This is a genomic window from Paracoccus onchidii, from assembly GCF_028294535.1.
GTDB lineage: Bacteria > Pseudomonadota > Alphaproteobacteria > Rhodobacterales > Rhodobacteraceae > Paracoccus > Paracoccus onchidii.
In genome coordinates this window covers 44,963-68,875 of record NZ_JAQBIE010000017.1, presented here as the reverse complement: position 1 = coordinate 68,875, position 23,913 = coordinate 44,963, and the positions used below count along the sequence as shown (strand labels likewise).

The following is a 23,913-nucleotide window of genomic DNA, read 5'->3' as shown; positions in this document are numbered from 1 at the left end:
CGGTTCAATCCTTTGGGATAGGCCGCGTGGAATGGATCGAAAGCCCGTAGGCGTCAAGCCCCACAACCTTCAAAGGTGCGGAATTCGTCAGCAGGACAAGCTCTGACAGGCCCAGGGCAGACAGAATCTGTGCGCCCAGACCATATTGCCGCAATGTTTGCGGACCGGCATCATCAACCGGCGCGATCGCGTTCGTCAGATCCCGGATCAGGACAACGACCCCCCTGCCCTCGCGCGCGATTTCCTCCATCGCGGCGGGCAAGGTGCCAGCATCGAACCGGCCAATTCCCAACACATCGTGCAATGGGTCCAGTGCATGCATCCGAACCAGAACGGGACCGCCCTGCGTCAGATCGCCCTTGGTCAGCACGATATGTTCGGCACCTTGGGTTTCATCGGCAAAGATGCGCATCATCCAATCACCGCCATGCAGGGATGTGACGGCCTGTTGGTTGCGTTCCGCGATCAGGTTGTCGTGGCGGCGACGATACCGGATCAGATCACTGATCGTTCCGATTTTCAGCCCGTGTTTCTGCGCAAAGGCAACCAGATCCGGTAAGCGTGCCATGCTGCCATCTTCGTTCATGATCTCGCAGATCACACCAGAGGGGTTCAAGCCGGCCAGTCGCGAAATATCGACCGCGGCCTCGGTATGCCCGGCGCGCACCAGTACACCGCCGCTGCGTGCGCGCAGCGGAAACACATGCCCCGGCGAGGCGATGTCGGCGGCACCCTTGGTCGCATCGATGGCGACACTGACTGTTCGGGCGCGATCATGGGCGCTGATTCCCGTGGTGACCCCTTCACGCGCTTCGATCGACATGGTGAATGCGGTTTCGTGACGGCTGGAATTCTTGGGGCTCATCAGGCTGAGGCCGAGCGCGTCGATCCGCTCGCCCAGCAAGGAAAGGCAGATCAGGCCGCGGCCATGCGTCGCCATGAAATTGATCGCGTCCGGTGTCGCCATCTGTGCAGGAATGACAAGATCGCCTTCGTTTTCGCGATCTTCGTGATCCACAAGGATGAACATGCGTCCGTTCCGGGCATCTTCGATGATGTCCTCGATCGGTGAAATCGCATCGCCATAGTCACGCTCGACCGGACCGGCATTCTCAAATTGCATGGCTAGGCTCCTTTGCTGTTCGCCCGTTCGCGGATCTCGACCCGGATCAGACCGACGACTTCTGGACCGATTCATGTTCGGCTTCGGCCAGACGCGCAACATAGCGGGCCAAAGTGTCGATTTCGAGGTTGATCGCATCCCCGACCGCCACCTTGCCCCAGGTTGTAACCTGTTGCGTGTGGGGGATCAGGTTAATCCCGAACCTGCAGCCGTCAACGTCGTTCACGGTCAACGACGTGCCGTTCAGCGCCACCGATCCCTTGGGGGCGATGAAACGGGCCAGAACCGCCGGAGCCTCGAAGACCAGGCGCAGGCTGTCGCCATCATCAAAGGCTTCGACGATTGTGGCAACCCCATCGACGTGACCGCTGACGATATGACCGCCCAGTTCATCCCCGACACGCAGGGCGCGTTCGAGGTTCAGTGCCTTGCCTTCGGGCCAGCCATTCGTTCCGATATTGGTCTTGGACAAGGTTTCGGCGGAAATGTCGACGTCGAACCAATCCTGCCCCTTGGAAACCACGGTAAGGCAGACGCCGTCGCATGCAATTGACGCACCGATATCAACGCCCGTCATGTCATAGCCGCAGGATATCCGCGCCCGCATGTCGCCACGCATCTCGACCTGCTGCACCCTGCCGATATCTGTGATAATTCCTGTGAACATCGCCTAGCCCCTTGCATTCCCTTGGCAAGTAGGACATCGCCGCCCAACGCGCAAGCTTCGCGGTCAAGCGGTTGGTGTCTGCAATCCGTGTGTCGTTGCGATTCTTATGGAATTCTTGGGGCTTGCGTGGCAGTCAGAAGTTATAAATCGCGACACCAGACAATCTTGATGCTGCAGCACCCGATCGAAATACAGGACATGGACTCTCCCGACACGGCCGAGGGGCGGGTTTTCCTGATGTTGCAGGGACCGCATGGTCCTTTTTTCGACCGGCTTGGCACGATGCTGCGTGCCTCGGGTGCGACGGTCTGGCGCTGTGGGTTCAACGCAGGCGATGCATTTTTCTGGTCCGACAAGAACCACTACATTGCGTTCACCGGCGACATGCAGGACTGGCCGGCCTTTCTTGACCGCATCCTTGTCGAAAAGAGCGTTACCGATGTCGTCCTTTATGGCGATGTCCGCCCGATCCACGCCATGGCGCGCAGCGCCAGTCACGAAGACGAATTGAACTTTCATGTTTTCGAGGAAGGCTATCTGCGGCCATACTGGATTACCTATGAACGCGGCGGATCGAATGGCCATTCCATGTTGCTGCAGATCCCGTTGTCACAAATGCGAAATGCGTTGCGGGAATCCAGCAACGAGATGCGCCGTCCGCCTGCACGATGGGGCGATATGCGCCAGCATAAATTCTATGGCGCCTTGTATCATTTCCTGTTGCTGGTCGCGAATGGCAAGTATCGCAACTATGCGGGTCATCGGGCGCTTCCTGTTATCTCGGAATTTCGGCTGAACCTGACCCGCTTCATCCTGTCGCCGCTATACAATGCCAAGGCGGCGCTGCAATGGCGCCGCTACAGGCTTGCGGGATGGCCCTATGTTCTGGTGCCGATGCAACTGGCACATGACTCGAATTTCCTCGGCCATTCTCCATTTGGCAGCAATCGAGATTTCATCGAAACCGTGATTGCGGGCTTTGCGAAATCAGCCCCCCGTCACCACCATCTGGTCTTCAAGGCCCACCCCCTGGAAGACGGGCGCGCGGGCAATCGCCGGGCGATCCGGAAAATTGCGGCTCAGAACGGCGTGGCAGGACGGGTCCATTATCTGCGCGCCGGCAAACTTGCGGCACTTCTGGCCCATGCAAGATCGATCGTGACCGTCAATTCGACCGCCGCGCAACAGGCCTTGTGGCGCGGTCTGCCCGTCAAGGCTTTGGGGCGCGCGATCTATGCCAAGCCGGGCATCGTTTCCAACCAGTCGCTTGCCCAGTTCTTCGAGAAACCGACCCCGCCCGACCCCCAGTCATATCGGGTTCTGCGCAACTATCTGCTTCAGACCAGCCAGCTTCCGGGGGGGTATTACTCCAAACGCTCGCGCGCACATGCCTTGCGGCTTGTCGCGGACATGATTCTGGCGGCCGATGACCCATATGAAACTCTGGCAAGCGGCATTGTCGCCCATCGGCATCAGATCGACGACACAGAATGAAGAATGCGCCGGAATTGGTGGCGTTCGGACCATATGCCAGATAAACTGGCGACAATCGGGCAAGGCAACTGGCCGAAGAATAACAGGAGTTTCGAGGTGACAGTATTTACTTCCAGGGCCGGTTTCCTGCGGCTGACGATGATGGCGGCAATGACCCTGCTGGCCGCCTGTAATCTTCCGCGTTCCGGTCCCAGTAAGGATGAAATCTATTCTGGCGCGGTCGAGCGCGGCGGCAATGCGAACATCATCTATGTCAACGACCATGTGAACCGGGCCACCAATTTCACGCCCACTTACGGCTTTTCGTCCAGCTTCCGCAACGCCGGGCAGGTCGGTGCAGATGAAATTCGTCCCGGTGACGTGCTCGGCCTGTCCATCTGGGAAAACGTCGATGACGGTTTGCTGACCTCGCTGGGGACAAGCTCGACCTCACTGCAGGAAATCCAGGTGGATAGCGGCGGCTATATCTTTGTGCCTTACGCCGGTCGAATCCGCGCCGCCGGCAACAGCCCCGAACAGCTGCGCCAACTGATCACACAGCGTCTCAGCGCCCAGACACCTGACCCGCAGGTCACCGTCACCCGCGTCGCCGGGAATGGCGCAACCGTGTCGGTCATGGGCAAGGTTATGGCGCAGGGCGTCTATCCGATCGAACGTCCGACACGCTCGCTGTCGGCAATGCTGGCCGGCGCCGGTGGCGTTTCAATCGAACCCGAAGTTGCGGTCGTCACCGTCAAACGCGGCACAACGCAAGGCAAGGTCTGGCTGACAGACCTGTATGGCAGCCGCGCGAACGACATCGCCCTTCGCCCGGGCGACATCATCCTTGTCGAAGAAGATCAGCGCAACTTTACCGCCTTGGGCGCCTTGGGCGGGCAAACCCGCGTCCCGTTGGGGAATGAAATGATCAGCGCCGTCGAAGCCATCGCCATGGTGGGCGGGTTGAACACCCTTCTGGCCGACCCGACGGGCGTGTTCATTCTGCGTGATGAGCCTGAATCGGTTGCATCCAAGGTGCTTGGAAAACCGGTCAACGGCACCCAGCGAATGGCCTATGTTCTGGATCTGACCCGTCCGAACGGATTGTTCCTCGCGCGCGATTTCCTGATCCGTGACGGCGATATGGTCTATGTCACCGAAGCACCGTTCGTCCAGTGGAACAAGCGTCTCGAAGCCTTTACCGGCAGCCTCGACTCGGTCGACTCGGTCACGACGCTCGGGGAATAAGCCCTGCATGGATATGCATGACAAGACAGCCGCCGGGTCCGGAACCCGGCGGCTATATGCATTCAATGCAGGGTTCTGGACCAAGCCGCGCATTCGCCGAATACTCGACCTGTCGGGATGGCGGCTGTCTGTAGGTATTCCGACGGGCAAAGATCGGACCATCGCGATATGGGGAAATAGTCCCACGGCGTGGCGCGGACGACGCATGGCCCGATACCGTGGTGCTGACCTGGTGACGGTCGAAGATGCCTTTCTGCGATCGGTGCTGCCCGGGCGCGCAAAGGGGGCTGTGGCAGGCCGGGGGCCAATTGGTTTGCTGATCGACCCGATCGGCGTGCATTTCGATCCAAATCAGCCTTCCTTGATTGAAGAAACCATCAAGGCCGGCAGTGATCACGCAACGCTGACGCGCGCCCGCATGGGCATCGATCGCATGAAATGCGGCGACCTGTCCAAATACAATCACCATGATCAGCGACTGACGCCCCCAAGTCCGGGCTATGTGCTGCTTGTGGATCAGACCCGCGGCGATGCATCGCTGATGGGCGCGCAGCGGCAGACCTTCTTGAAGATGCTGGATGCCGCGCGTGCCGAACATCCGGGCAAGACGATCCTTGTCAAGACGCATCCCGAAACGACGGCCGGCCTGCGTCAAGGGCATTTGCAATCCACGGACCTGCGGAGCGGCGAAATATTCTGCGACACTCCTGTTTCGCCTTGGGTGCTGTTGAACAATGCTGTCGCCATCTATGCTGTCAGCTCTCAACTTGGCTACGAGGCAATCCTGGCGGGACACCGCCCGCGATTGTTTGGCCTGCCCTTTTTCGCCGGCTGGGGCCTGAGCGATGATGAACAAACCCTGCTCGCAGATCGGCGCGGACAGTCCACCCCCGAAAATCTGTTCAGCGCCAGCCATCTTGTTGCCCCGACCTGGTACGATCCGTGCCTTGATCGATTGACGGATTTCGAAGGCGCGCTTGGCCAGATCGAAGCTGAAACCCGGACATTCCGGCAGGATCGCAACGGTCACATCGCCTATGGAATCCGATTGTGGAAAAGACGTTTCATTGCAAAAGAGTTCGGAGATTCCAAACCGGTCAGATTTGTTGGCAAACCTTCTGAAAATGTCACTCTTTGCTGGGCCAATCGCAGCACCGAAGTCCCGGCGGCGGCGCGGATCGAGGATGGTTTCCTACGTTCTCGCGGCCTTGGAGCGCAGCTGACCCCGCCATTGTCCCTGGTCGCGGATGATCGTGGAATCTATTATGATCCCAACCGCGAAAGTCAGCTCGAGCGGCTGATCGAGGCTGGCCCACCCCCCGGCGGGAAAAAGCGGGCGCTGGCCCTGATCGATGCCATCATCTCTGCACAACTGACAAAGTACAACCTGACCGGCACGGCTTATCGCTTTCCATCCCCTGATCGCCATCCCGTTATTCTGGTTCCGGGACAGGTCGAGGATGACGCCTCGATCAGGCTGGGTACGGAGAAGGTTTCCACCAATATCGACTTGCTGATGCAGGCACGTCGGCACAATCCAGAGGGCTTTCTGATCTACAAGCCCCATCCCGATGTCGAGGCCGGCCTACGTCCCGGCCGGGTATCCCCTCAACAACTGACCGGGATTGTGGATCATGTTGCGTCGAATTGCTCGGCGGCGGACCTTCTGGGCAAGGTCGATCAGGTCTGGACGATGACATCAACGCTGGGTTTCGAGGCACTGATGCGCAAGATACCCGTCACGGTCCTTGGCGCGCCGTTCTATGCAGGTTGGGGGCTGACACGGGATCTTGGGCCAATTCCCGAGCGCCGGCGATCAAGGCCGGATCTGGAAACACTGGTCCATGCTTGCCTGATCGCCTATCCGCGCTATCGTGACCCGGTTTCCGGCCTTCCTTGCACGCCTGAAACCATCATAAACCGCCTGACGGATCAAAGCACTCGGTCGCAAGGTGCCGGACTGCGAATTCTGGCAAAACTACAGGGTGCGTTGGCCGGGCACAGCTGGATCTGGCGGCGCTAGAATTCGGCATCCGGCCGCGCCCATCGGTGAAAGAGATCCGGCCCGATCCTGCGTGTTTCGACCAGCTCAAACCTCGGGGCGTTGCCGAGCGCGTCATAGGCAAGATGGCCCATACCCGGCCTGCCATCAGCCCCCAGCACGACACCGGCGGTATAGCCGACAAGCTCATCCACCCAGCCACCCTGCAGCAGCCCGGCGGCAATTTCGCCCCCGCCTTCACAGAACAAACGCGTCACGCCCCTTTGCGCAAGATCGGCCATGATGTCATCAAATGCGCCGGATACCTGCCAGAGCGGGCCATGATCGCCCCCTTCGGCGGGCAGGTCCGGCAGGGCGCGATTGCTGACAATGACGCGCGCAGGCTGACGCGGCACCCCGAAACCCCGAACATTCAGAGACGGGTGATCGGCGCGCGCCGTTCCGCCGCCAACCATGATCGCATCGTGGCGCGCCCGAAGCCCATGAACATGCCGCCGGGCAGGCTCATCCGTAATCCACCTGCTTTCACCAGACGCCGTCGCGATGCGCCCATCAAAGCTTGTCGCCAGTTTCAATGTCACGAATGGGCGCTTGCGCGTCAGACGCGACAGGAAACCCGCTTGCGCCCTGCGGGCCGCCGCCGCACAGACCCCTTGCGTGACCTCGATGCCCGCAACCCTCAGGATTTCATGCCCGCGCCCGGCCACCCGCGGATCCGGATCGGTCAGCGCACTGACCACGCGTCGGACACCCGCCTTGACCAGCGCCTCGGCGCAGGGCGAAGTCTTCCCGTGATGTGCGCAGGGTTCCAAGGTTACATAGGCCGTTGCACCCCGCGCCAGATCACCAGCCTGCGCAAGCGCAACACGTTCGGCATGAGGTCGCCCCCCCGGCTGTGTCCAGCCGCGTCCGACAACAATACCGTCGCGCACCAATACGCAACCGACCGCCGGGTTTGGCCACACGTTCCCCAAGCCGCGCCGCCCAAGGCGCAAGGCATGGTTCATGTGCCGCAGATCATCTTGATGGCTTGTCAATCGACCGTTCCGGGCCTCAGTTCAGAGACGAACTTGTCGAAATCATCCGCATCCTGAAAATTCTTGTAAACACTGGCAAAGCGAACATAGGCCACGTTGTCGATCCGCGACAATGCTTCCATGACAATCTCGCCGATCATTTTCGACGCGACATCGGTCTCGCCTGTGCTTTCAAGTCGCCGCACGATTCCCGAAATCATCTGTTCGATCCGCTCTGGCTCGACAGGGCGTTTTTGCATGGCAATTCGGATCGAACGCGCCATCTTGTCGCGGTCGAAATCCTCACGCCGCCCGTTTGTCTTGACCACGATCAGATCGCGCAGCTGGACCCGTTCATAGGTGGTAAACCGGCCGCTGCAGGCCGGACAGAACCTGCGTCGGCGAATGGCGACATTATCTTCGGCAGGACGAGAGTCCTTGACTTGTGTATCAACATTTCCGCAGAACGGGCAGCGCATCCTGTTGTCCCCCAAGACCCATGATCCGCAGCCACTATAGGCAACTGCGCAGGGCTTGGGTAGGGTTATCCACAGCCCACAAGATAAGCGATCTGCATTCTGTGACCTGAAAGCCGCGACGACCGGATTTCACAGTCTCAGATCGATTGAAAGCAGGCTGCGACCCTTCTTTCATGTGGGGCATCGCGATGTTCGATCAGGTAGATACCCTGCCATTGGCCAAGCATCATCAAACTCTGATGCACTGGAATCGACAGATTGACGGGCAATACTGATGCTTTTAGATGCGCTGACATATCGTCGGGGCCTTCATCTCGATGGGTAATCCAATGCATCGAAGGATGATCCGTGTGCGGCACAAGGCGACCCAGCCAGTTCAGCAAATCGTACTGGACGTCCGGATCGGCGTTTTCCTGAATCAGCAAAGAACATGACGTATGCCTGACCAATAATGTCAGAACACCGTTCTCGGCCCCGCCTTCGGTCAGCCAATCGGCAACCGCCGATGTAAAATCATGACAGCCAGGTCCATCGGTCTTAATCCTGAACTCACCGATCATTCTGCGGCCTCCGGTCCTGCCTGTGTCGTTGTGTCGTCCAGGGCAGACGCTTTGTCCCGATCATGATCAAGGCCGATCTGTTTTTGCGTCCGGGCACCCAGTTCGCGCAGCATTTCCACCTGGCGAATGACGTTGCCGCTGCCGCGGGTCAGACGATCCATTGCCTGCGCATGGGCGCGCCCTGCCTGATCGAGCGCTCGCCCGACCCCGTCCATCGATTCAACGAAGCCCGCCACCTTGTCATATAGCGCACCTGCACGACGCGCTATTTCCGCCGCATTGCTTTCCCGGCGCTCAACTGCCCAGATATGCTCGACCGTCCGCAAGGTCAGCATCAACGTGGTAGGTGTCGTCAATCCGATACCGCGTTCAAGCGCAAAACTGGCCAAAGACGGATCCGCGCGCATGGCATCGGAAAACGCCCCTTCGATGGGAATGAACATCAACACATAATCGACAGAATTGTCATCCATGCGATGATAACCCTTTTCAGCCAATGCAGTTACATGGCTTCGCAACGCAGAGACGTGTCGGCGCAGAGCCGCCTGAGCATCGCTTGGATCCTCGCTATTCACCGAGATTTCGTAGTCGTTCAGTGAGACCTTGCTGTCGATGACCATGACCTTGCGGCGCGGCATCCTGACGACGACATCAGGACGCCATAGCTTACCGGATTCGTCGCGCCACGAGGGCTGAGTTTCATAATGAATTCTATCTTCTAACCCGCTTTCCTCAAGTATTCTTTCAAGAACCATCTCACCCCAGGCGCCCTGACGCTGCTTGTCACCGCGAAGGGCGCGGGTCAAGTTTACCGCTTCGGATGAAATCGCCTCGGATCGCTGATGAAGTATCGAAATATATTCACGCAACTTTGCAGATTCCTGATCCAAAACCTTGTTTCTAGACTGCAATTCAGACTGAAATCTATTCACCTGATCCCGAAATGGCATCAACAACGCCTTCAACTGCTCGCCTTGCGCAGTTTGCATATCCTGCCGTTGCGCCAACAAGGTGTCATGCGCCAGTGACTTGAATTGATTGCGCATGTCATCGCGCAGCGCCATCAAATTCCTGATTTCGCGCGCTGCAGAATCCCGATCCTTTTCAGCCGCCAACTCGGCTTCGGCCAACTCGGTCTGCAACGCCGCCAGCTTGTTTTGCGCCAGATGCAATGCATCCGACAGGCCGTCATTTTCTTCTGACAGCTCGCCTTGCCGCGCGCGGGTTGTTTCCAAACGAACTTCCAGGCTGCCAGATCTTAGCTCAAGCTCATGCGACCGGGATCGGGTCCGGGAGAGCTCTTCCTGCAAGCGCAGAGCGGTATCTTCTGCTTTTTTCCGTGCAATGTCGGCGTTCGCCGCATGGTCCCGCCATTGTTTTCGCGATATCACCAGAAAAAGCGCCAGGATCAGCAGGCCGAGCGCTGCGGCTTGCGACATGTCTATATCGTGCAACCAGGATACAATTCGTGTTTCGGTGGTCGGCATGTAAACCCTTATGCGTTCGCGTGGTCACCGCATAATGTTCACTTTTTGTGCCGTAACTCAAGCCCGGCTCGACCGCGCATGCCCAGCTTGTCAAAGCTCTTGCATGACTTGCGCGGCGATCTCGAAGCTGCGCAACCGCGCCGCATGATCGTGAATTTGGCCCGTCAGGATCACTTCGTCTGGCTTGTACATCTCGATCAACTGCACAAGCTGCTCTTTGACCTGAACGCTGTCGCCAACCGCACTTACCCGCAGCGACTGATCAACCGCGGAACGCATATTCCCGCCGATTTCCCCATCGAGATCCCTTGTCGGGCGCGGCAACTTGCCTGGCATTCCGCTGCGCAACCGTGCAAAGGCCAGCTGCATTGTCGTTCGCAGAAAGGCCGCCTCATTTGCATCATGCGCGGCGAAAACATTGATTGCGATCATCGCTCGGGGCGCAGTCAGCCATGGCGAGGGACGAAAACGTTCGCGATAAATCTGCAGCGCACGGGTAAGTTCCGCGGGCGCAAAGTGGCTTGCAAATGCATAAGGCAGTCCCAGATGCGCTGCAAGCTGAGCGCCATAGAGGCTGCTTCCCAGTATCCAGATCGGAACATGCGTGCCCTCACCGGGGATTGCTAGCACGGCGGCATCGTTCTGCGGCGCGTCAAAATATTCCAGCAGGTCAACGACGTCCTGGGGAAAACTGTCGGCCATTGGGTCGCGGCGCAGGGCCTTGATGACAGCCCCGTCCCCGCCGGGGGCGCGGCCCAGGCCCAAATCAATCCGATCGGGGAACACGGTTGCCAGCGTTCCGAACGCCTCGGCGACGGTCAGAGGCGCATGATTGGGTAGCATGATACCCCCTGCCCCAATTCGCATCTTTCGCGTGGCCTGCGCCACAAGGCCAATCAGAACCGCCGTGGCCGAACTGGCAATGCCAGGCATATTGTGATGCTCGGCCATCCAATACCGATGATACCCCCAGTCCTCGGCGTGAACCGCCAGATCCAGGCTGTTGCGGAGGGCATCTGAAGTCTGGGCGCCTTCGGGAACGGGCGCAAGATCCAGTAACGAATAAGGAATACGTCTTGTCATGGCGACCAGATAATCGCGCCCGGGCAAAATGCAATCATGCCAGGGCACAATTTCGCGTTGTCACGTCATCCTGATGCGCGGCATGACCTTCGCAATCCGGGATCAACCCATCTTGCGCAAATAGGTCCAGGTCGGAACCCGCGCGTTCCGTGCCACCGACCAGCTTTCGGCATCTCCAAGATACACGAAACCACAATTGGTCAGGACCCGCGCCGAGCCGGCATTGTCCTGAAACGCCTCGGCGAACAATGTCCGTGCATTATGGGGATTGGCCTTGACCAAAGCTTCGACAGCTTCGGTTGCGAAACCCGTATTCCAAAATCCGGCGCCGACCCAGAAACCCAGTTCTGACTGATCATTTTCCATCCGGGTCAACGATACGACCCCCAGCAGTTCGGCCAGACGATTTTCGGACCCGTCAATTGCCCAGACATCTTCGAGACGGCCTATGGACAAGGCACGAGCAACGAAATCCTCGGCGGCGCCGGGGGGGAGTGGATGGGGAATTGCCCTCGTGCCTTCAGCGACGCGGCGATCCGCCGTGTAATGTGCAATCATTCCGGCATCAGATGGACGCAACGGGCGCAGCACGAACCGGTCGGTTTCGATAACGGGCTGGTTCAGCGTCGCCGCATCCGCAAGTTTCAGATCGTCCAAACGCGTTCCCTCCCGCATTGGCGCAGACATAACCATATTTCCTCCCCCGGGAAAAGGCCCCGAAATGGGTTGGGGGGACCGGCTTTCGCCGATCCCCCCTCTAACATCGTAATGTTAATTTTGGGTTACTCGGCAGCCTCGAGGCTGGCGGGAATCACCGAAATGAAGGTGCGCCCCTTCAGACCTTTCTTGAAGGTCACGTGACCGTCGGTCAGCGCAAAGAGGGTGTGATCCTTGCCCATGCCAACATTGTCACCAGGCCACCACTTGGTGCCGCGCTGGCGCACAATGATGTTTCCGGCGATGGCTTCCTGGCCGCCATACAGCTTGACGCCAAGACGGCGACCGGCTGAATCGCGACCGTTACGGGATGAACCGCCTGCTTTTTTATGTGCCATGATTCAGTCTCCTTACGCTTCGGCCGCGGCGTCTGCCGCATTCTTGCTGCGAGCACCGACAGCGGCTTTCACACCGGTCTTGGCCGCGCCCTTTTCCAGCACGTCGGTCACGCGCACCAACGTCAGCTGCTGGCGGTGACCACGGGTCCGCTGCGAGCTGTGCTTGCGGCGGCGCTTGACATAGGTGATGACCTTGTCAGCCTTGATCTGGTCGACAACCTCGGCCTGTACACAGGCATCGTCAACCAGCGGCGCGCCCAGGGTCGAGCCCACCATGAGAATATCATTGAACTGGACTTTTTCGCCAGCAGCCGCGTCAAGCTTTTCGACGCGCAACACGTCTCCGGCCTGAACCTTGTACTGCTTGCCGCCAGTTTTCAGAACTGCGAACATCGCATCTTTCCTTCGTCTGCCGCGTCCTTTGGCCCCGACCAGGTCGGTGTTTCCGGTTCCCCGCCTTCGGACAGCGCATCCATCGTCAGGATGTCATTAAAATAATTCACCGGCCAAAAGCAAAAGCCCGGCCGGTCATGACCATATGGCTTATTCAAAGGGCCAAGTCAAGCGGCGCTGAACGGGTCAGCCTGCGCTCTTTTCTTCAAGCGCCATCCACTCTTCCTCGGCCGCAGCAAGCGCGGCCTGGCGTTCAGCTATCGCCTCGGTGGCCTTGTCGAATTTTTTTGGCGCCGTGCGATACAAGTCCGGATCGGACAAGAACTCCGTCAGTTTTGCAATCTCGGCCTCAAGGCGATCAATCACCGAGGGCAGCTCTTTGAGGCGATGCCGTTCGGTAAAGCTCAGGCCGGCTTTCACAACCTTGTCGCGCGGCGCGATGGTTGCGGCCTTTTTCACGGGCGCTGCAGGTGGCGGCGAAGCGGGCTCCTGCTCGGCGCCCCGCTGGTCGCGATAATCGCTCCAGCCGCCGGCATACACGACCGCCCGGCCATCCCCTTCCATTGCGATGGTGGTATCGGCAACCCGGTCGATGAAATCGCGATCGTGGCTGACGAGCAGAACTGTCCCGTCATATTCACCCAGCAGATCCTGCAACAGATCAAGGGTCTCGACATCCAGATCATTGGTCGGTTCATCCATGACCAACAGGTTCGATTGCCGCGCCATCAGCCGCGCCAGCAAAAGCCGCGCCTTTTCGCCGCCCGACAAGCTGCGAACCGGTGCGCGCGCCTGAGCATCATCGAAAAGAAAATCCTTCAGATAACCGACAACATGGCGTGGCTGGCCACGGACCATCACCTGGTCTGCGCGCCCCGAAACGCTCATGTCCGGGTCACCGGTCAGCGATTCCCACAGGCTTTGATCAGGGTTCAGCCTTGATCGAGCCTGATCGAACACCGCAACATCCAGATTGGTGCCAAGCGCCACCGAACCGTCATCGGGTGCGATTTCGCCGGTCAGCATCTTGATCAAGGTGGTCTTGCCTGCGCCATTCGGCCCGACAAACGCGATGCGGTCGCCACGCTGCACCCGCAGATCAAAGGGTTTCAGAATGACGCGTTCGCCAAAGCTCTTGGCAATGCCTTTGGCTTCGATCACGCGCTTGCCCGATTGCGGCCCGGCATCCAGCGCAAGCGCAGCCGTCCCCTGACGGCGTATCTGCGACGCCCGTTCCTGACGCAAGGCGGCCAGCGCCCGCACCCGCCCCTGATTGCGCTTGCGCCGGGCACTGATGCCTTCGACGGCCCAACGTGCCTCGGCCTTGATCTTGCGATCCAGCTTATGCCGGGCGTCATCCTCGGCCGACCAAACCGTTTCGCGCCAATCCTCGAACGCCTCAAAGCCCTTTTCCTGACGACGAACTTCACCGCGATCGATCCACAAGGTCGCGCGCGTCAGGCGTCGCAGAAATGCGCGGTCATGGCTGATGATGACATAGGCCGTGCGGGTCTGGCTGAGGTGATCTTCGAGCCAACCGATCGCTTCGATATCAAGATGGTTTGTCGGCTCGTCCAGCAACATCAGTTCCGGTGCCTGGGCCAGCAATCGCGCCAGGGCTGCCCTGCGACGTTCGCCCCCCGAGGCGGTCGAAACCGGACGTGCTGGATCAAACTTCAAACCCTCGGCGGCCATTTCGACGCGGTATTCTTCTGCTTCGGCCAGACCCGAAGCCGCAAATTCGCCCAGGGTCTCGAAATCCGACAGATCGGGTTCCTGTTCCATATAACCCGTTTGTGCGCCGGCGTTCAGTACGACCTGCCCCCGATCCGCCTCGACCAGACCGGCCATCACCTTCATCAAGGTGGATTTTCCCGAACCGTTGCGCCCGACCAGGGCGACCCGATCACCTTGCTGAACCGTCAATGACAGGTTCTGAAATACGGGATCGCCTCCGAAGGTCAGCGAAATATCGGTCAATTGTAACAGGGGTGCGCGTGCCATGTTCTGCGCCCTATCCTGCGCGGTCGTGATGGTCAATCACCTGCATATCCCGAGACAATCTATCAGGCATTGACGCGGGCAAGCCAACTTGCGAGAAGCGGTGTAAATCTGACCAAAGGAGTCACCGATGCGTTCCCTGATCCTTGCTTCCCTGGCCGTTTCCGTCGCCTTGCCGGCATTTGCAGACGAGGTGAATATCTACTCTCATCGTCAACCAGAGCTGTTGAAGCCGCTGACCGATGCCTTCACCGAAAAGACCGGCATCACCGTCAACACCGCCTTTGTCGACAAGGGGATGGTCGAACGTCTGCAAGCCGAAGGCGATCGCAGCCCTGCGGATTTGATCATGACCGTCGATGTTGCCCGCCTTGGTGAAGTCAAGGATGCAGGCGTCACACAAGCCGTTGCCGGCGACGCGCTTGATGCCGTGCCGGAAACATTGCGTGACGCGGACGGTCAGTGGATGGGCCTGACCACGCGCGCGCGCATCGTCTATGCCAGCAAAGATCGCGTCGCCGATGGCGAATTGACCAGCTATGAAGATCTGGCTGATCCGAAATGGAAGGGACGCATCTGCACACGCCCCTTCACGCATGATTACAACGTCGCATTGACCGCGGCATTCCTTGGACATCACGGCGCCGAGGAAACCAAGACATGGCTGGAAGGCATCAAGGCCAACCTGGCCAAGAAGCCCGAGGGGAATGACCGGGCGCAAGTCAAATCCATCTGGGCGGGTGAATGCGATATCAGTCTGGGCAATACCTACTACATGGGCAAGATGCTGCAGGATGATGAACAAAAGGAATGGGCAGAATCCGTCCGCATCCTGTTCCCGACCTTCGCAGATGGCGGAACGCATGTGAACGTGTCCGGTGTTGCCTTGACCAGCGCCGCTCCGAACAAGGATGCCGCCCTGCAATTGATCGAGTTCCTGGTCAGCGACGAAGCACAGAAAATCTATGCCGAAACCAATTTCGAGTTTCCGGTCTCTGATCATGTAGAACGTTCCGAGATCGTTCAAAGCTGGGGCGAATTCACCCCCGACAGCCTGCCGCTCAGTGAAATTTCGGATCTGCGCCCGCAGGCCCTCGACCTGATCGAAGAGGTTAATTTCGACGGCTGAACCGGCCAGGAAGATACGGGAACGCATATGGGGCGCAGGCTTTTGGCTTGCGCCCTTTTCTATGGCGGCGCAGAACTGTCGCAACAGGCAGGAGAATTCGGATGACCCAAAAGATCATCATCGACACAGATCCGGGGCAGGATGATGCCGTTGCCATACTTTTGGCGCTGGCCAGTCCCGAACTGGAAGTTCTGGGCATCACGGCGGTCGCCGGGAACGTGCCGCTTTCCCTGACCGCATTGAATGCCCGCAAGATCCTTGAACTGGCGCAGCGTCAGGATATTCCGGTCCATGCTGGCTGTGCCGCACCGGTTGATCGCGATCTTGTCACGGCCGAACATGTTCACGGAAAATCGGGGCTGGACGGTATCGAGTTGCCTGAACCGACGATGCCACTGCAAGAACAACATGGCGTCGATTTCATCATAGATACACTGCGCAGCCAGCCCGCCGGCGCGGTCACGCTGGTGCCGATCGGACCATTGACCAATATTGCCGCAGCATTCCGTCAGGCCCCCGATATCGCGGCGCGGGTCAAGCAAATCGTGCTGATGGGCGGCGCCTATTTCGAGGTTGGCAACATCACCCCCGCAGCCGAGTTCAACATTTATGTCGATCCAGTCGCGGCAAAAGAGGTCTTCGGATCCGGTGTGCCGCTTGTGGTGCTGCCGCTGGATGCAACGCATGAGGCGCTGACATCGGCCGACTGGGTTCAGGATATGCGCAACATGTCAAACCGTTGCGGTCCGGCGGTTGCAAGCTGGACGGATTTCTTCGAACGCTATGACAAGGAAAAATACGGTAGCAAGGGCGCGCCGCTGCATGATCCCTGCACCATTGCCTGGCTTTTGAACCCCAAGCTGTTCTCGGGACGTCAGATCAATGTCGAAATCGAAACAGAAGGCAGGTTCACCACCGGGATGACCGTGGCGGATTGGTGGGGTGTCAGTGACAGGAAAGCCAACGCACTCTTCATCCGGCATGTGGATCGAGATGGACTGTTTGCCTTGCTGACCGACCGGATTTCCAGATTGCCGTAATCAGTTATCGTCTGACGACGAAACGGGCGGAGCCGTGTCGTCTTCGGTTCCGTCCCCGATCCGCTGGTTCAACCTTTCGATCAAATCCGACGTGATGTCGATCGCATCCAGTGACACAAAAACGGTCCGACGGTCCAGAACCGCGGTGGCCCCACGTTCCTGCATGACCTCACCCATCACCGGAAGCGCCGCCTGAAAAAAGGCGTTGCGATCGGCCTCTGCCTCGGCATTCAATTTCTGGACCATCTGTGCACGTTCGCGCCGGATCGTGGTTGCGCGGCTATCAAATGCCTCGGCCAGCTTTCGAAATTCGGCGGGCTCCAACACGCTGCGTTGTTGCGTCAGCTGGGCCTCTTCGTTGGAAAGCTGCGTCGCAAGACGATCATTTTCCTGCGCAATTTCACCACCGCGTTGTTCCAGCTCACGCAGGGCGCGTTGCCCCCAATCGGATTCATCGAACAGCCTTTCCTGATCGACGGTCAGGATCGGCGCATCAACAAGGCTTTGCCCCTCGGATTGGATGGTTCTTGTGGGAAGCGCCCGGTCCCCATCACGACGCACCGAGGGTTGCGACGGCTGATCCGTCAGTTCCGGCACAGGCGAGGTTTCGACCTGCTGGGCGTAGACCGGTGACATGCCCGCAAACAGGCAGGCCACCAATCCCAGGCATATCGCCCCGAAACGCATCAGAACTGGGTCGAAATCGTCAGGTCGAAATTCTGCTCTTCGTCGTAATCTTCCTTCTGGATCGCCTTCGAGAAGTTGAAACGAAGCGGACCGATAGGCGTGGTCCAGAAAATCGAGGCCCCGACGGCGGCACGGACATGCATGTCGTCATCAACGATTTCGCCATTGGTGCCAGACGTGTCGTCCAGCCCCCAGATCGAACCGATATCCGCGAACAGACCGCCGGTAATGCCGTATTCTTCCGGCAGGCCAACAGGGAACTGTGCTTCGGCACGTGCCGCCCAGAAATACTTGCCGCCCAGCCCGTCTTCATTGACCGAGGCCAGATCCCGCGGGCCGATGCCATTGGGCTCGAAACCGCGAACACGTGTGCCTGCGCGGAACCGATCGAGGATCCAGGTTTCGTAATCGCCATAGGCATGAACGCCACCGCCCTCGATTTCGCCGCGGAAGGTCACGTCATCACGCCAGGCATTCGATTCGAAACCGGCAATCGCTGAGGTTGTGATGCTTTTGACATCCCCTCCGGCCCCTGCAATGTCCTGCGAAAAGCGGAACTTGTAAGAGGTCAGCGGATCAAGCCCGGTATTGCGCGTGTCCCAGCTATAGGAATACCCCAGCGCCGAGCTAAGCCGTTCGCCTTCTTCGCGTTGCAGGATGGCCGAGCTGTCTTCGTTGATATTGCTCAGGCGGTCCTTGGAAAGACGATAGCGCAGTTCCAGCCGTCCGTTGGGCGAAATCGGAAACTCGATCGCGGGGCTGAAGCCCATCGAACGGGTATCGTAATCTGCGTTCCAATCTTCGGTTTCGCTATACCAGGTATTGAACTTGAAGCGCAGATCGCGGCCCAGAAAATAGGGCTCGACGAAATTGAACGAACCTTCCTTGTCGCCCTCGGCGGTCGACAGCGTAACGCCAACCGTCTGGCCGCGTCCCAGAAAATTCGTTTCATTCAGCGAGACGTTCAGGCCGACACCCGTGCTGACACCGTAAGAGGCACCAAAGGACAGCGAACCCGTCGGTTGTTCTTCGACATTGACGTCAACGATAACCTGTTCCTGGCTGCTGCCCTGACGGCTTTCGACCTGGGCGTCCGCGAAATATCCAAGGGCGCGGATACGTTCGGCCGCATTGCGGATTTCGCGCGGATTGAAGGGATCGCCTTCGACGGTGGTGAACTGACGGCGGATCACCTCGTCCAGTGTCGTCGTGTTACCTTCGATGTCGATACGCTCAACAAAGATGCGCGGCCCACGTGTCAACGCAAAGGTCAGGTTCAGCGTTTGCGAAGACGGGTTGCGCGTGATCCGCGGTTCGATACTCACGAAATCCAGCCCCTGCTGGATCGCCACCGTCTCCATGCGCAGAATGGTATTGTCGATGGCGGCCGGGTTGTAAACATCGCCACGATCAACGCGGTTCTGCCGCGCGAAAGCGGTTGCATCGACGCCGGGAATCTCGGAAATCACATCCACGTTGCCAAAACGATAGCGCGGACCTTCCTGGATGTTGAAGGTGATGTAGAACGCATCGCGCTCTCGCGCCAGTTCGGGCGCAACCGCCTGAACGCGGAAATCGGCATAGCCCCGCGACCGATAGAAATCCGTCAGCAATTGCTGATCCAGCGGAATCCGTTCGGGCGCAAAGGTGTCCGCGCGAATGAAGGTCCGCAAGATGCCGGCCTGCTTGGTCTCTAGCACCTGCCGCAAGCGACGATCACTAAAGGCGCGGTTGCCGGTAAAGCTGATACGTTCGATCTCGGTCAGATCGCCTTCACGGATCTCGAAGACCAGGTCAACACGATTGCCGCTGCGACGAATGATCTTGGGGTCGACCCGCGCGGCAAGCCGCCCCTCGCTGGAATAGGCCTGCGCGATATTCGAGGCATCGGCAATGGCCTGCGACGGCTGATAGACGCGCCGAGACTGGCTTTGCACGATTTCGGCAAGCTGGTCATCCTTGATGCGGCGATTGCCCTCAAAGCTGATCTGGTTGATCGTGGGATATTCGCTGACCTTGATGACCAGCACCCCGCCTTGGGGTTGAATTTCGACTGTTTCAAACAGGCCCGACCCTTGCAGGCGCTGCAGGGCATCGTTCAACTCGCCCGCCGAAACATCCTGCCCGCGCGCGATATTTGCATAAGACAGGATCGTGGCCGGCTCGACCCGTTGCGATCCTTCGATCCGGACGTCGTTGAACACATATGCCGAAGCCAGTTGCGGTATCAACAGTGTCGCCGGCACCGAAATGGTCAGAGCCGTCATAAGCGCAACCGCGCCCTTGCCCAGTTTCCGTGTCATCGCTGCCCCTCTTTCAAGCCTGCTTTGGTGCGCTGCCGGCACCTTCTTTTGGTCCTAGCTTGTGCCTCAAACAGACGTTGCTGTCAAAAGCACATCGCACCCTATGGGCAGAAAAGATCGTTCGTGAGGCCAAAAATCATCAGGCTCAGCACTGCCGCCATCCCGATCGCCGTCAGCAGGTTCAGTGCCCGGTCGGATGGCGGTCGCCCGGTAACCGCCTCGTAAAGATAGAACATCAGATGCCCGCCATCCAGAACGGGAATGGGCAACAGGTTCAGGAAACCGATGGCTGCGGAAAGAACCGCTATCCACCACAGGAAGCTGGCACCACCCGCGCTGGCCGCCTGCCCCGTGCTTTCCGCGATGCTGATCGCCCCGCCAAGATTGCAGCTTCCGATCTGTCCGGAAATCATCGCCCACATTCCTGCAAGCGACGATGTGATAATCCCCCAGGTCTGTATCACCCCCAACCAGGCGGATTCCGCCAGACCTGCGCGCCGCGTTGCGGGTGCGAAATAGCCCTCACCGCCGGTGACCCCGATCAGCCAGCGCCGCTCGTACCCGCCTTCGGCACTGGGAAGATCCTGTTCTTTTGGAACAAGCGTGTATTCGGCGACACCCTGCCCGGGACGCCACACAGATAGCAGCAATGGCTGACCTTGCGCGGCTTCGACACTGCTGCGCATCTGTGAAAATCGCGAGATCGGCGTGCCGGCGATCGCCAGGACCACATCACCGGCCATCAACCCCGCATCGGCAGCAGCACTGCGCGGTGCAACACCGGTAATGCGTGGGGGAACAGGATCCGGTCCCTGAACCGTCATCACCTCACCATCGCGGCGCAGCGTCCAGTCGAACCGATCGGTAGGGGCAAGTTCAGCGGCGATACGACCGATATCGGACCAGTTCGTCACATTCATGCTGTCAATCGCCAGAATTTCATCGCCGGATTGAAGTTCATTCACAACACCCGGGGGTGCAGGGGCAATTTCACCGACCCTGACATCCTGTGTCGGCAATCCTTGAAACAGAGCGAAACCGCCAAAGATGAGGATCGACAGAACAAAATTGAACACGGGCCCTGCCAATAGCGTTGCAAAACGCGCCCATAGCGGTGCCCCGGTCAATGTCTGGCGACGAAACGCCGGGTCGACCGCCTGCCCGGTTCCGGCACTTGCGGCATTGGAATCGCCCAGAAAACGGACATAGCCACCCAGCGGAACCGCCGCGACCTGCCAGACAGTTCCGCGCCGATCACGCCGCGAGAACAGGCGCGGTCCGAACCCGACGGAAAACACCTCGGCGCGTATTCCCGAGATGCGGCCGATTATGTAGTGCCCGTATTCATGCACTGTCACAATAACGGCCAGGGCCACGACAAAACTGGCCAACGTCCAGATCGTGCCGCCAAACTGGGGAATGATGTCTGTCATGCTGCGCCCTCGCGTCGCGCCAACCGGTCCCAATACAGAACCGTATCAAGTGAATCGGGGTCCACACTGAACCCGTCCCGGGCGCTCAACTTGTCAAGCACCAAGGCAACCCGTGGTGCCATCTCGGTAAAACGGATCCGCCCCGCGATGAAATCATCCAGAGCCTGTTCTTTCGCGGCATTGAATACGGCGCCGGCCATGCCCCCCGCAGCCATCACCTCGCGGGCGAGACGCAGTGCCGGCCAGCGATTTTCATCCGGGGCGCGGAATGTCAGGCTTCCAGTCAAGGCCAGATCAAGCGGCGCGACCGGCAGCGCGGCGCGTGTCGGCCAATTGAGCGCGTAACCGATGGCGTGGCGCATGTCAGGTGCCCCCATATGTGCAATCGATCCGCCATCGATATGATTGACAATGGCGTGAATAATCGATTCCGGGTGGACCACGACTTTGATCTTTTGCGCAGGAACACCAAAAAATTCTTTGGTTTCTATTACTTCCATGGCCTTGTTGAACATGGATGCGCTATCAATGGTGATGCGCTGCCCCATTGCCCAATTCGGGTGGGTCGAAGCCTCGGCCACCGTGGCCGCGGCCAGGCGTTCGATGGGCCAATCACGAAAGGCTCCGCCCGAAGCGGTGATGGTGATATCCTTGACGGAATCGAGGTTTTCAGATCCAAGAGCTTGAAAAATTGCAGAATGTTCGGAATCTACCGGCAGGATTTTTGTCTTTGCTCTTGCTGCTGCACCAGTAATCAAAGGCCCGGCACAGACAAGCGATTCCTTGTTGGCCAAGGCAAGGGTCGCGCCTTGTTCCAATGCCTGCAAGCCCGGCGCCAATCCGGCGGATCCCACGATCGCGGACAGAACCCAATCGGCTGGGCGGGCCGCGGCCTCTACAAGAGCATCGCGCCCGGCAGCCGCCTCGACATCACAACCTTTCAATGCGTCCCGCAGATCCGGCAGCAGGTCTTCATGCGCGGTGACGGCAATCTCTGCCCGCAACTCGCGTGCCATTCGCGCCAGACGCGCGATATTGCGCCCCCCGGTCAGCGCAACAACATCATAGGCAGCGGCACCGCCTGCCCGACGGATCAGGTCATACCCGCTGCTGCCGACCGAGCCGGTCGCGCCAAGGATGGAAATGCGTCGCATATCTCAATTCACCGCGGGCAGGTTCGTGACAAACCCGATCAGCATGGTTGCCAGAACCGCGCCCGTCACGGCGTCGAACCGATCCATGAAACCCCCATGGCCCGGGATCAGATTGGAACTGTCCTTGACGCCCGCACGGCGTTTCAGCCAGCTTTCCGCGATATCACCCATTTGCCCCGCAAAGCAGACAATCGGCGAAACCCATATCAAAGACCAGTCACCATGCCCCGACAGCCAAAGCAGCGTCCCCAGAAGCCCGGCGCCAACCCAACCGGCAATCGTACCCGACCAGGTTTTCTTGGGGCTGAGCGATGGCCAGAATTTCGGGCCGCCCAGAATGCGGCCAAAGAAATAGCCGGCAGTGTCGGAAACGATCACGATACCCATCAGCCATAACACGAAGGCAAGGCCGAAATCCTCGCGGAAAATCACCAGACCATAGGCAACCAACAGGATTGCCGCCCCGAAAATGGCATAGGTTCCGCGATCACGCCGCGCCGCGCCGGGCAAACCTGCCAGGATCGGCAGCAACAGGAACAGCCAGGACATCGGGTGATACAGAACCAGCGCGCAAAGCTGTGCGACACCTGCGATCGCAGCCAGCGCCAGCGGCCGCCATGACCCGAACGGCCCCGCATGCATTTGCGGATGGCGCCAGCCGGTCATATTGGCCAGTTCCCAGAACGTGATCGCGCAAATGATCGCCATGCCCAACCGCAGCCAAAGCCCGGTCGCCACAGCAAGCAGAACCCCGATCCCCAGAAGCACCACCGTCGAGGCGATGCGTCGTGACAAATCTGCCCATTTTCCGGTTGCGCCCGGCGGGCCGGCTATCGGGGTCTTGTCACTCATACGCCCCCGAAGCGGCGCTCGCGCAGGCCATATCGGTCAAGAATTGCCGCAAGATGCTCCGGTGTGAAATCGGGCCACAATGTCGGCGTGAATTCATATTCGGCATAGGCCGCCTGCCAGGGCAGGAAATTCGAAGTCCGGGTTTCACCCGATGTCCGGATCACCAGATCGGGATCGGGATGTCCGGCTGTATCCAGGCAAGCTTCGAGATCGGCCTCGCCGGGCGCGGCGATCTCGCCGCGCGCGACCTTTTGTGCCAGACGTGCTGCCGCGCGGGCCAGTTCATCACGACCGCCATAATTGATTGCAACCGTCAGGTTCAGGCGGGTGTTGCCTGCCGTCCGAGCCTCGATCGCAGTCATCAATGCCTGCAATTTCGGATCCAGACGTTCGCGACCACCAATAAAGCGCATGCGAACGCCTTCGCCGGACATGCCTTCGGCCTCGCGCTCGATATACCGCCTGAAGATCTTCATCAGGCCAAGCACCTCTTCGGTCGACCTCTTCCAGTTTTCGGTCGAGAACGCATAGACCGTCAACCAGTTCACGCCCAGATCCGGGCAGGCGCGAACGATCTGCTTGACCCGTTCCGCGCCACGACGATGACCGACAAGGCGCGGCCAGCCGCGTTCGACCGCCCAACGGCCATTGCCATCCATGATGATGGCGACATGTCGGGGCGCCGAGCTGCCCCCGGAAGCAAGACTTTGTGCGGTTTCGGCGGCCAT

The 23,913-nt window shown here is 59.2% G+C and carries 21 protein-coding genes and 1 pseudogene; 5 read left to right on the top strand and 17 right to left on the bottom strand.

Annotation, left to right across the window (positions count from 1 at the left end; translation table 11 throughout):
* Positions 1-4: 4 nt before the first annotated feature.
* Positions 5-1,123: a 3,4-dihydroxy-2-butanone-4-phosphate synthase gene (ribB, locus tag PAF17_RS13630; RefSeq protein ID WP_271889653.1), complete on the bottom strand. Its 1,119-nt coding sequence runs from the start codon at positions 1,121-1,123 to the stop codon at positions 5-7.
* 46 nt (positions 1,124-1,169) lie between these two features.
* Positions 1,170-1,790, bottom strand: coding sequence for a riboflavin synthase (locus PAF17_RS13625; protein WP_271889652.1), 621 nt, complete (start codon positions 1,788-1,790; stop codon positions 1,170-1,172).
* 168 nt (positions 1,791-1,958) lie between these two features.
* Here PAF17_RS13625 and PAF17_RS13620 point away from each other — a divergent pair, with 168 nt between their 5' ends.
* The 3 genes from PAF17_RS13620 to PAF17_RS13610 all read left to right on the top strand — a co-directional run bounded on the left by PAF17_RS13620 (position 1,959) and on the right by PAF17_RS13610 (position 6,534).
* Positions 1,959-3,284, top strand: coding sequence for a capsule biosynthesis protein (locus tag PAF17_RS13620; RefSeq protein WP_271889651.1), 1,326 nt, complete (start codon positions 1,959-1,961; stop codon positions 3,282-3,284).
* Between the two features lie 138 nt (positions 3,285-3,422).
* Positions 3,423-4,511 carry a polysaccharide biosynthesis/export family protein gene (locus tag PAF17_RS13615; RefSeq protein WP_271889686.1) on the top strand — a complete coding sequence of 363 codons (1,089 nt, stop codon included), beginning with the start codon at positions 3,423-3,425 and terminating at the stop codon, positions 4,509-4,511.
* A gap of 7 nt (positions 4,512-4,518) precedes the next feature.
* The gene (locus PAF17_RS13610) at positions 4,519-6,534 is read left to right on the top strand and encodes a capsular polysaccharide biosynthesis protein (RefSeq protein ID WP_271889650.1); all 2,016 of its coding nucleotides are present in this window, start codon (positions 4,519-4,521) and stop codon (positions 6,532-6,534) included.
* Here PAF17_RS13610 and ribD read toward each other — a convergent pair.
* From ribD to PAF17_RS13565, 9 genes and pseudogenes are all read right to left on the bottom strand, one after another.
* Positions 6,531-7,550, bottom strand: coding sequence for a bifunctional diaminohydroxyphosphoribosylaminopyrimidine deaminase/5-amino-6-(5-phosphoribosylamino)uracil reductase RibD (gene ribD, locus PAF17_RS13605; RefSeq protein ID WP_334223669.1), 1,020 nt, complete (start codon positions 7,548-7,550; stop codon positions 6,531-6,533). The two genes, PAF17_RS13610 and ribD, sit on opposite strands and share 4 nt — an antisense overlap.
* A complete protein-coding gene (nrdR, locus tag PAF17_RS13600) occupies positions 7,547-8,008 on the bottom strand; it encodes a transcriptional regulator NrdR (RefSeq protein ID WP_271889649.1) in 462 nt (153 codons plus the stop codon). The genes ribD and nrdR overlap by 4 nt, the downstream gene beginning before the upstream one ends.
* Before the next feature lie 137 nt (positions 8,009-8,145).
* Positions 8,146-8,568, bottom strand: a complete 423-nt coding sequence (locus tag PAF17_RS13595; RefSeq protein ID WP_271889648.1) for a secondary thiamine-phosphate synthase enzyme YjbQ — start codon at positions 8,566-8,568, stop codon at positions 8,146-8,148.
* On the bottom strand, positions 8,565-9,803 hold the full coding sequence (locus tag PAF17_RS13590) for a DNA recombination protein RmuC (RefSeq protein WP_271889647.1): 1,239 nt from the start codon (positions 9,801-9,803) through the stop codon (positions 8,565-8,567). The genes PAF17_RS13595 and PAF17_RS13590 overlap by 4 nt, the downstream gene beginning before the upstream one ends.
* Positions 9,804-10,145: 342 nt before the next feature.
* The gene (locus PAF17_RS13585; RefSeq protein WP_408636424.1) at positions 10,146-11,138 is read right to left on the bottom strand and encodes an LLM class flavin-dependent oxidoreductase; all 993 of its coding nucleotides are present in this window, start codon (positions 11,136-11,138) and stop codon (positions 10,146-10,148) included.
* 102 nt (positions 11,139-11,240) lie between these two features.
* Positions 11,241-11,813: a GNAT family N-acetyltransferase gene (locus tag PAF17_RS13580; RefSeq protein ID WP_408636426.1), complete on the bottom strand. Its 573-nt coding sequence runs from the start codon at positions 11,811-11,813 to the stop codon at positions 11,241-11,243.
* A 107-nt stretch (positions 11,814-11,920) separates the two neighbouring features.
* Complete coding sequence (rpmA, locus tag PAF17_RS13575) at positions 11,921-12,193, bottom strand: 50S ribosomal protein L27 (protein ID WP_271889645.1); 273 nt, start codon at positions 12,191-12,193, stop codon at positions 11,921-11,923.
* A gap of 18 nt (positions 12,194-12,211) precedes the next feature.
* Positions 12,212-12,586: pseudogene (gene rplU / locus PAF17_RS13570) on the bottom strand (50S ribosomal protein L21); the annotation flags it as partial.
* 186 nt (positions 12,587-12,772) lie between these two features.
* Positions 12,773-14,590, bottom strand: coding sequence for an ABC-F family ATP-binding cassette domain-containing protein (locus PAF17_RS13565; RefSeq protein ID WP_271889644.1), 1,818 nt, complete (start codon positions 14,588-14,590; stop codon positions 12,773-12,775).
* Between the two features lie 127 nt (positions 14,591-14,717).
* On the opposite strand from PAF17_RS13565, the gene PAF17_RS13560 reads away from it, so the two are divergent.
* On the top strand, positions 14,718-15,716 hold the full coding sequence (locus tag PAF17_RS13560; RefSeq protein WP_271889643.1) for a Fe(3+) ABC transporter substrate-binding protein: 999 nt from the start codon (positions 14,718-14,720) through the stop codon (positions 15,714-15,716).
* A 101-nt stretch (positions 15,717-15,817) separates the two neighbouring features.
* Complete coding sequence (locus tag PAF17_RS13555) at positions 15,818-16,756, top strand: nucleoside hydrolase (RefSeq protein ID WP_271889642.1); 939 nt, start codon at positions 15,818-15,820, stop codon at positions 16,754-16,756.
* On the opposite strand, the gene PAF17_RS13550 is transcribed toward PAF17_RS13555, so the two are convergent.
* From PAF17_RS13550 to uppS, 6 genes are all read right to left on the bottom strand, one after another.
* Positions 16,757-17,392 (bottom strand): OmpH family outer membrane protein, encoded by a 636-nt coding sequence (locus tag PAF17_RS13550; protein WP_271889641.1) that lies wholly within the window; start codon positions 17,390-17,392, stop codon positions 16,757-16,759. It abuts the gene before it with no gap.
* Positions 17,393-17,442: 50 nt separating this feature from the next.
* The gene (gene bamA / locus PAF17_RS13545) at positions 17,443-19,746 is read right to left on the bottom strand and encodes an outer membrane protein assembly factor BamA (RefSeq protein ID WP_271889640.1); all 2,304 of its coding nucleotides are present in this window, start codon (positions 19,744-19,746) and stop codon (positions 17,443-17,445) included.
* 101 nt (positions 19,747-19,847) lie between these two features.
* A complete protein-coding gene (rseP, locus tag PAF17_RS13540) occupies positions 19,848-21,179 on the bottom strand; it encodes an RIP metalloprotease RseP (RefSeq protein WP_271889639.1) in 1,332 nt (443 codons plus the stop codon).
* Positions 21,176-22,333, bottom strand: a complete 1,158-nt coding sequence (gene dxr, locus PAF17_RS13535) for a 1-deoxy-D-xylulose-5-phosphate reductoisomerase (RefSeq protein ID WP_271889638.1) — start codon at positions 22,331-22,333, stop codon at positions 21,176-21,178. Before dxr ends, rseP begins: the two co-directional genes overlap by 4 nt.
* A 3-nt stretch (positions 22,334-22,336) precedes the next feature.
* Complete coding sequence (locus PAF17_RS13530; protein ID WP_271889637.1) at positions 22,337-23,185, bottom strand: phosphatidate cytidylyltransferase; 849 nt, start codon at positions 23,183-23,185, stop codon at positions 22,337-22,339.
* Positions 23,182-23,913, bottom strand: a complete 732-nt coding sequence (uppS, locus tag PAF17_RS13525) for a polyprenyl diphosphate synthase (RefSeq protein ID WP_271889636.1) — start codon at positions 23,911-23,913, stop codon at positions 23,182-23,184. Before uppS ends, PAF17_RS13530 begins: the two co-directional genes overlap by 4 nt.

Bases quoted from the DNA above. Each gene is read 5' to 3' on its own strand.
- PAF17_RS13530 (WP_271889637.1), bottom strand. From the start codon at position 23,185: ATGAGTGACAAGACCCCGATAGCCGGCCCGCCGGGCGCAACCGGAAAA.
- PAF17_RS13625 (WP_271889652.1), bottom strand. From the start codon at position 1,790: ATGTTCACAGGAATTATCACAGATATCGGCAGGGTGCAGCAGGTCGAG.
- dxr (WP_271889638.1), bottom strand. From the start codon at position 22,333: ATGCGACGCATTTCCATCCTTGGCGCGACCGGCTCGGTCGGCAGCAGC.
- PAF17_RS13565 (WP_271889644.1), bottom strand. From the start codon at position 14,590: ATGGCACGCGCACCCCTGTTACAATTGACCGATATTTCGCTGACCTTC.
- uppS (WP_271889636.1), bottom strand. From the start codon at position 23,913: ATGGCCGCCGAAACCGCACAAAGTCTTGCTTCCGGGGGCAGCTCGGCG.
- PAF17_RS13585 (WP_408636424.1), bottom strand. From the start codon at position 11,138: ATGACAAGACGTATTCCTTATTCGTTACTGGATCTTGCGCCCGTTCCC.
- PAF17_RS13620 (WP_271889651.1), top strand. From the start codon at position 1,959: ATGCTGCAGCACCCGATCGAAATACAGGACATGGACTCTCCCGACACG.
- PAF17_RS13595 (WP_271889648.1), bottom strand. From the start codon at position 8,568: ATGATCGGTGAGTTCAGGATTAAGACCGATGGACCTGGCTGTCATGAT.
- rseP (WP_271889639.1), bottom strand. From the start codon at position 21,179: ATGACAGACATCATTCCCCAGTTTGGCGGCACGATCTGGACGTTGGCC.
- PAF17_RS13550 (WP_271889641.1), bottom strand. From the start codon at position 17,392: ATGTCACCGGTCTACGCCCAGCAGGTCGAAACCTCGCCTGTGCCGGAA.
- PAF17_RS13560 (WP_271889643.1), top strand. From the start codon at position 14,718: ATGCGTTCCCTGATCCTTGCTTCCCTGGCCGTTTCCGTCGCCTTGCCG.
- PAF17_RS13580 (WP_408636426.1), bottom strand. From the start codon at position 11,813: ATGCGGGAGGGAACGCGTTTGGACGATCTGAAACTTGCGGATGCGGCG.
- ribB (WP_271889653.1), bottom strand. From the start codon at position 1,123: ATGCAATTTGAGAATGCCGGTCCGGTCGAGCGTGACTATGGCGATGCG.
- rpmA (WP_271889645.1), bottom strand. From the start codon at position 12,193: ATGGCACATAAAAAAGCAGGCGGTTCATCCCGTAACGGTCGCGATTCA.
- nrdR (WP_271889649.1), bottom strand. From the start codon at position 8,008: ATGCGCTGCCCGTTCTGCGGAAATGTTGATACACAAGTCAAGGACTCT.
- PAF17_RS13610 (WP_271889650.1), top strand. From the start codon at position 4,519: ATGGATATGCATGACAAGACAGCCGCCGGGTCCGGAACCCGGCGGCTA.
- PAF17_RS13615 (WP_271889686.1), top strand. From the start codon at position 3,423: ATGATGGCGGCAATGACCCTGCTGGCCGCCTGTAATCTTCCGCGTTCC.
- bamA (WP_271889640.1), bottom strand. From the start codon at position 19,746: ATGACACGGAAACTGGGCAAGGGCGCGGTTGCGCTTATGACGGCTCTG.
- PAF17_RS13555 (WP_271889642.1), top strand. From the start codon at position 15,818: ATGACCCAAAAGATCATCATCGACACAGATCCGGGGCAGGATGATGCC.